Source organism: Streptomyces sp. NPDC087901 (assembly GCF_044742205.1).
Classification (GTDB): Bacteria; Actinomycetota; Actinomycetes; order Streptomycetales; family Streptomycetaceae; genus Streptomyces.
Map to the genome: position 1 here is coordinate 1 of NZ_JBIUUC010000045.1, position 7,369 is coordinate 7,369.

The 7,369-nt window shown below is 68.0% G+C and carries 3 protein-coding genes, 1 rRNA gene and 2 pseudogenes; 3 read left to right on the forward strand and 3 right to left on the reverse strand.

Annotated features, from left to right (window positions below):
- A 5S ribosomal RNA gene (rrf, locus tag ACIOEW_RS41055) occupies positions 1 to 91 on the forward strand; the annotation flags it as partial.
- A gap of 354 nt (positions 92 to 445) precedes the next feature.
- A pseudogene (locus ACIOEW_RS41060) lies at positions 446 to 1,539 on the forward strand (DUF4037 domain-containing protein).
- Between the two features lie 528 nt (positions 1,540 to 2,067).
- On the opposite strand, the gene ACIOEW_RS41065 reads toward ACIOEW_RS41060, so the two are convergent.
- On the reverse strand, positions 2,068 to 2,613 hold the full coding sequence (locus ACIOEW_RS41065) for an SMI1/KNR4 family protein (protein WP_401970710.1): 546 nt from the start codon (positions 2,611 to 2,613) through the stop codon (positions 2,068 to 2,070).
- Between the two features lie 56 nt (positions 2,614 to 2,669).
- Here ACIOEW_RS41065 and ACIOEW_RS41070 point away from each other — a divergent pair.
- Positions 2,670 to 3,034, forward strand: a pseudogene (locus tag ACIOEW_RS41070) (GNAT family N-acetyltransferase); the annotation flags it as partial.
- A 366-nt stretch (positions 3,035 to 3,400) separates the two neighbouring features.
- Here the strand turns inward: ACIOEW_RS41070 and ACIOEW_RS41075 are convergent.
- Together ACIOEW_RS41075 and ACIOEW_RS41080 are read right to left on the reverse strand one after the other, a co-directional pair.
- Positions 3,401 to 4,936, reverse strand: coding sequence for a hypothetical protein (locus ACIOEW_RS41075; protein WP_401970712.1), 1,536 nt, complete (start codon positions 4,934 to 4,936; stop codon positions 3,401 to 3,403).
- Positions 4,937 to 5,941: 1,005 nt separating this feature from the next.
- Entirely contained in the window at positions 5,942 to 6,418 is a 477-nt protein-coding gene (locus ACIOEW_RS41080) for a DUF4262 domain-containing protein (RefSeq protein WP_401970714.1), read from the reverse strand.
- Positions 6,419 to 7,369: the final 951 nt, after the last annotated feature.

Here is a 7,369-nt window from a genome sequence, read left to right on the forward strand (position 1 = left end):
GCCCGGTTACATTCCGAACCCGGAAGCTAAGCCTTTCAGCGCCGATGGTACTGCAGGGGGGACCCTGTGGGAGAGTAGGACGCCGCCGAACAATCATTGTAGAAAGCCCCGTGCCCTTGTGGCACGGGGCTTTTCTGCGTTCCGGACCAGAACGGCATCAAGGTCGGACAGAACGAGCATGCGAGCTCCCTTCGCTCAAGGCCGGCCAGATCAACCCTCCGTTGCGGCAGCCACCACCACGATTGCGCGGCAGACAGCTCCTGATGCACTGAGAGGTGTTACTCAGCCGCCTGCTGCTGACCGACGTCGGGCGTGGGCGGCCGGCCACCATGGATATGGACACAGGCAGCAAAGCGAATCGGGCCATCAGCACACGCAGTCAGCTGCGGTCTGGCGGACAGGAAAACCTCGACCGGCCATACGTCGATCGGGCACCCTCTCCAGCATGACGACATCGTCCTTCATCCCCGGACTGGAACTCTCCCACCACTTCTACCTCGAAGCCGTACGGCCTTTGCTGGAGGAAGCAGCCCCGGGGATTACGCACTCCGCTGCCCGGCTCGGCAGCGGCTCGGAAGTTCTCGGATTCGACACCGCGCGCTCCGCCGACCACGAATGGGGACCCCGCCTGCAGATCTTTCTGCACTCGCAGGACGTCCCACGGCACGGTGCGAGGATCACGGAACTACTCTCCGAGCGCCTGCCGAGAACATTCCGCGGCTACCCGACATACTTCGCACCCGCTGGCGAAGCAGACATCCGGGTCATGCGGACAACTGACGGTCCCGTCCACCACCGAGTCGAAGTCATGGAGCCAGGCGCCTGGTTCACCGCGCAGCTGGGCTTCGACCCGCGTACCGACATCACCCTGGCGGACTGGCTGGCCACCCCGACTCAGCTCCTCGCCGAGGTCACTGCCGGTGCCGTCTTCCACGACGGGCTCGGTGAACTCGTACGGGCCGTGCCAGCCTCGACTGGTACCCCCACGACCTCTGGCTCTACCTACTCGCCTGCCAGTGGCGGCGCGTCTCCCAGGAGGAAGCCTTCGTCGGCCGCTGCGGTGAAGTGGGCGACGAACTCGGCTCCGCTGTCGTCGCCGCCCGCCTGGTACGCGATCTGATGCGGCTCTGCCTGCTCATGGAGCGCCGCTACCCGCCGTACAGCAAATGGCTCGGCAGCGCCTTCGCCCGCACTCCCCAGGCACCCGCACTCACTCCGGCCCTCACCGCGGTCCTGGCCGCCACTGACTGGCACACTCGCGAGCACCACTTGGCCCGCGCCTACGAGGCAGTCGCGGCCACACACAACCAGCTCGGCCTGACGGACCCCGTCGACCCCGCCACGCGGCCCTACCACGCCAGACCATTCCAGGTCCTGCACGCGGATCGCTTCACCACGGCGCTGAGCACCCGCATCACCGACCCTGATATCAGCTCCCTGCCGACGACGGGCACCGTCGACCAGTTCGTCGACAGCACGGACGTCCTCAGCGATCCGGGACTGACACGCGCCGCCACCAACGGTCTGCTCTCCCCTTGAGATCTCGCGCCCGCCGGCGAAGCGAGCCACCGTGAAGTAGCCGGAGCCGGGTCGCCGGCGCCGGCTCCACTGGGAGGTACGTGACCCGGCTCCCCGGAGACCAGAAGAGCGGTCAGCTCCTACGGTCGAGGAGGAGGCATGGCGCCGTCGCAGCGCCACCGCCCCGGTGCTGACCACGCATGCTGTGGCAGGTTTTTGCCGCGTTGCTGGGTAGGATCCGGGAGTTTGCGCGAGCCATGGTCCTGGGACCGAGTGCAACGGCCCGTGAGTGGGGCGAGCGCATCAGCGCGACCGTACGAGGGCGGGGCATCACATGGGGCAGCAGGGGACCATCGTGATAGCGCGCATGTACGGATCAGCCGCAGCACAGGTCGAGGACGGGTTCAGGCTGATCTACGCAGAGGCGTTCGCCGAGCCTCCCTCCCGGTTGAACGTCACGTAGTTCCCCAGCCGCAGCGTCAACTTCCCCAGCGCATGGGTTCGATCCGGTTGCGTGCCGTCGGGCGTCGGGCTCTGTTCGGGCTGTGGTCAGTCCCACCAGCCGTCGCCGGCGTGCCAGCGCCGCACCCATTCCAGGAAGCTGAAGGCCTCCGGCACCGGATACGGGTATGCGCCGACTTCAGCGATCACCCAGACCTTTCCTCGCTGGGGACCGGTCACGACCAGGACCCAGTAGGAGGGGCCGTCCTCGGCGCCCAGCACGATGGAGCCGTGGTGGAAGACGTCGGCGACGCGCTCGTGATGGTCGACGGCGAGGGGTTCGCCTTCCCAGGACCAGGCCTCCTGGAGCGGGAACGGGGCGGCGGGACTCCGCTCCCTGTCGTACGGCCAGTCCGGTGGGAGCCAGCCCAGAGGGAGGAGACCGCCATCTTCTGGCGGCCCGAGGGACGACCCGTTGGTGATCTCTGCGATCAGACTCCGGTACGGCTCAGGAAGCACGACCCCGTGCTCGGATTCCCACGCCGAGACACCGTCGTATCCCAGCGCCGGCTCGCGCCAGTCCGTCTCAAAGGCGGAACGCAGAAGCTCCAGAGTGTCCTCGGTAGGGCGCTGATCAGATGATGTGGTTGTCACGACGGCAGGCTTGCAAAGGAACTGACAGAGCCGCTTGCGTGACCATCAGGTTTTGGGCCCGTACAGAGGACGGCGAGCCTGTCGGCATGGCGTACGGCTACCCGCTCGACCCCGATACGGGCTGGTGGGACGAGTTGACCGAACCGGTGTCCGAGAGCCTGCGCCGGGAGGACGGGCACCGCACCTTCGGGCTGAGGAACTGGCCGTGCGCGGACCGTGGCGCGGGCAGGGCATCGCACGGCGTCTGCACGGGGCGCTGCTCGACAACATTGAGGCGGAGCGCGTGTTGTTGAACTTCCACCCGGGCAGCAGGGCGGCGACGCCTGCCTACCGGGCGTGGGGATACCGCAAGCTCGGCGAGGCGCGGCCATGGGGGACAGGCGCGGACCTCCATGAGGTGATGCTCCTCGGCCTGTACTGAAGCAGCCGATGAACTGAGCCTGTGGCCCTGTCTGACTGCAGGGACAGGGGTCGCCATGGAACTGCCAGCCATTGAGGTCGTCCCACGGCAGCTCCGGGTCGAACCGAATCCACGACCGTCAACAGCGCAGGCTGAGAAACTTCCGCTCGCTGAGCAGAGCTTTGCAATTCGGCTGACGGTCCGGCGCTTCATTTGCGGGTCGGCGCACTGCCTGGCTGCGTAGGTGGAAACGGAGAGCGTTCGTAGACGCGTTGCAGCAGCAGTCGCTTGTCGCTGGTGCCCGGAATGTTGATGAGACTTGGAAACCGCCTGTCTGGCGTGTCGGCGCCGGCAGATGGCGGGCAGAGGTTGCCCTGCCTGTGCTCGCTACGCGGGCGTCGCCTCTCGGCGTCCCGCCGCGGTCGGTGGGGTGGCGGCTCCGTTGAGGCAGCGGTCGAGGAGTGCGTGCATACGGGCTACGGGGAGGGACGGGTTGGCCGCGGCGCCTTCTGCGGTGCGGGGGTCGGCGAGGAGGGTCTCCAGGGCTTCCGGTGTCAGGCGCGGGTTGGCGGCGGCGGCCCGGCGCACCGCCTCGTCGGCGTCGTCCACCGGGGGTTCGGGCAGGGTGGTATCGGCTGCGGCCAGGGCGCGTACCTCGGGATCTGGGTGGCCGATGAGGTGGGTCCGGCCGGTGCGCGGGAAGCCGGGCAGCGTCAGCAGGTCCGAACGGTGGTCCGGGCGGGTGACGAAGACGTCCAGGAGCAGGTGTGGCGGAGCCAATGGGTGGTTGAAGGCCAGCCGGATCCGGACCTCCTCGTCGTCGTCCTGCGCGAGTGTCCCGATGAGTGCTGCGGGCAGGCCGGACCAGCTCGCCGCCACCCGGCGGAGCACCGGTTCCCCGGACACCGCGCAGGCCGCGAACCAGTCGGGCGACGGCACGGTGGCCGGGTCGGGGTCCGGCTCGGTGATCGGGCAGATGCATTCAGGACCGTGCCCGATGACCCGGTCGATCACGTCGTACTCGACCCAGGTGCGGGGGAAGGGGTGGAGGCGTGCGCGCATCCGCACGTCCTCGTCCGGGTCCTCCCTCAGCTCAGCTACCAGGTCCGGTCCCAGGTCGGGCCGGGCGGCGACCATCTCGCGGACCTTGGCCTCGGGATGCCGGGCGAGCCGGGCGACGGCGTCGGCCGGAGTGTGGGGGTTCCGGGCCAGGGGGTGCACCGTGTCGTCCGCGAAGCACTGCTCGACGAGCGCGGGCGACAGAGCGCACCTGCCGAGCACGACCGGCCTGCTGCTCGGACGGATGGACGGCAGCTCGGCCTCCACCCGTTCCGGGGCCAGCTCCCAGTTCCTGTCCTGCGCCGCTTCACGGACCGCGGGGTCCGGATCGTCGAGCAGCCCCGTCTGCTGCGGCGGGGTGAGCGACTTCCACCGCCAAGTGGCCCGTATCCGGAGTGCGGGGTCCTCGTGGCCGGCCATGGAGCGGAAGAAGGACAGCGGGATCTGCCGGGACGAGTCGAGCTCCCAGATGATCTCGTTCGCGGTGACCTTGCCGTCCTCGCCCCCGTCCTGGGCGGTCAGGAGGGTGACGAGGATGTCGTCCGGCAGCGGTCGGACCCAGCGGGGCCAGGGGCGGAGGTGGGGGTTGGCGAGCCGCGCGCGGACGAGTCCCGACGGGTCCGTTGCCAAGGGAGCGAGTCGCGAAGGGTCTACGTGCTGGTTGCGGGCGAGCGCGCCGCGGATCCGCCACTCCGTGTGGCGCAGGGCTGCGTGGATGACTGCGTCGGGCAGGTCGCGGTCCTTACACATCAGCTGCCCGAGCTCACCGGCCGCTTGATCCATCAGCCGTATCAGTACGTCGGAGGGCGCCGCCGGATTGAAGGCGACGCCGCGCAGCCAGAGTTCACGCAGAAAGTCGGACACCGCGTCATCCTTCCACCCCGTCGCGCGCCCGGACCGGGCCACCTGGCGACCACGCCGCTCGCCGGCAGCTCCATCCGAAGGCTTCGGTCCAGGCGGCGATGGCCCTGCCCGTCGTGCATACGATGACCGTCCGCGGCACGCAGCCAGGGGAACGCACAACATCAGTGCCGATTCAAGCAACCGGGCGTTGCTGAAACTCGGCTACATCGTCTGCCTTGTCCACGGGGTGTTCTTTCCCTTGGGTGACAAACGCTCTCGCTCCTGACCAGCAAAGCCAGCGCACTGCCCGCGCCAGACGTTCGCCGAGCCGTTTTCCCGGCCGGCGGCCCGGCACGAACGGTTCACCACTCGGCTCAACCACGCCCTGGAGCGAGTGGGGCTCGCCCTGGCCGGGCGGGCCGGCGCTTGGCCGGCCTTCCGGCTGGGCTTCGGTGGGGGAGGGATGACCTTGTCGCGCCGGGTCATGGCACTGCCCGATCCGCGGTTCAGCACTCGGGTGTGCTGGGCCTGGACGACTTCGCGATCCGCCGCGGCCAGACCTACTCCACCGTCTTGACCGACGTTGAAGACCTCGAGTGATCGGTGTGCCCCCGACGCGTGAAGCCGGCCCGCTGGCTGCATGGCTGATCCGCCACCCCGGCGTGGAGATCATCTGCCGGGACCGGGCGGTGGCCTACGCCGAGGCCGCCGGACATGTCCGGGACTTCGGCGTGGTACTCAGCAACCGCCCGGGTGTCATGCCCCCGCCTGGATCGACGCAGTCGGCACCAGCCAACTACCCGGCCTCACCGGTTTGGCATTCCACCTGCTTCAGGACCCCGACGCTGTGACAGCCGGGCTCACCCCGGACTCGAGCTCCGGCAGCATCGAAGGTGCCGTGAATCGCATCGAGAGGATCGAGGGGCAGCTCTACACCGAGCCGGATTCGACCTACTCCGCCGAATGATCTCGCTTCAGCAGCTCCTCGCGACGGTGTGGCTCCGTCACTGGTCGGCACGCTCGAGGTCAGAGTTCGGTCGTCCAGATCCCGGCGGGGTGCTCACTCGGTGGCAGCCACAACTGAGGCTGTGACCCCCGATGCCTCTGCTCGGCCTGTTCTTCCCAATGGAAACGGCCATCCACGTCGGGCCACGCAACTTGCAGCAGGGGAAGAGGAGGCCGCCGGTAGAACCCCATGGCCTGCCCGAAGAAGGTCCTGCACCAGCGAAGATCGACTTGCCTGAGCGCGACTTGGCGTCCGACGACAACGTCAGCATGCCTCTGACCGTCAGCCAGTACAGCGCCCGCGGCGGACTTCTCCCCGAGAGCGTTGACCATGCGGTGCATGACGTGAACATCGAGCCCGAACGTGGCGAGCTCGGGTGCGCCGTGAGTGTGGGACAGGCCGATCGTGTAGGCGAATCCAGGGCCGATCTCGTCCTCGGGAACCATCGCGACGTGCCATCCGTGCTGCTGCACATTCTCGATGACGGTCAGATCCATGCGGTCCGCTTCGTTCCGGTCACCGTAGTCATGGCAGAGGACGCAGCGGCACCGGAATGGATCATCAGTCATGCGCGGAGGCTACGAGATGAGCGGTGGAGTCGGGCGGCGGGGGTTCGTGACCACCCTTGACGCTGTCCCGCGCCACACGGACCTCAACCCCCATGGTCCATTGACAGCAACTGGTGGTGGCGGGTCCGCGAGGTCGAGCAGGACGAGGGTGTCGGCGACCTCCAGCACCGCCTGGCCATCGCCCATGAGGCTCAGCCGACCCCGGAAGACGATCCGTCCAGCGTCCTTCACCTCCAAGGTGGGTGAGAAGCACGTGGCCCGGCCGGGTGTTGCCCTCCTCTGCCACGTCCTCTTGGTGTCGGTCCACTCCACTTGATGCCGGCGGTCCACATCTGTGGGATCACCGAACCAGAGCGCCGCCGCGCTGCCCAGATCAGAGCGCACCCACACCGTCCTAGGCAGGCCAAGGGCCTCTCGCACTGCTTCTACCTGGCCCAGCCTCCGCCTTCGTCTACCCGCGGCGACCAGGTGGCTGGCTCGGTGTGACCGCAGCCGGGGCCTCTGTCTGCCCGCGGTTGTAGCGGTACATCGCGGCGAACCTGATCCCCGGATCCGCCGGCGAGTTGGACGTAGGTATCGTTGCTGCACAGGTCGGCCAGGAGCACCGGGGCCGGGCGGCCCTGCGTGACGTACCGTCAGCAGGCCGATCTCACGGCGGCGTCAGCCGGACGACGGGTCGTCATGGTCGATTCGGCAGTGGGAATCAGGCCCGAAATACTCTGGTAGAGTTGAGCTCGCTGGAAAGGGAAAGCGCGAAAGCGAAGAACTGGAAAGCGGAAATGCGAAACCCGCTTCGACCGGGAATCGGACACGAAAGAGTCTGATAGAGTCGGAAACGCAAGACCGAAGGGAAGCGCCCGGAGGAAAGCCCCAGAAAAT

What these genes read in the sequence shown, in the direction of transcription:
- ACIOEW_RS41080 (WP_401970714.1), bottom strand. Translation starts at nt 6,418, where the DNA reads ATGGATCTGACCGTCATCGAGAATGTGCAGCAGCACGGATGGCACGTC.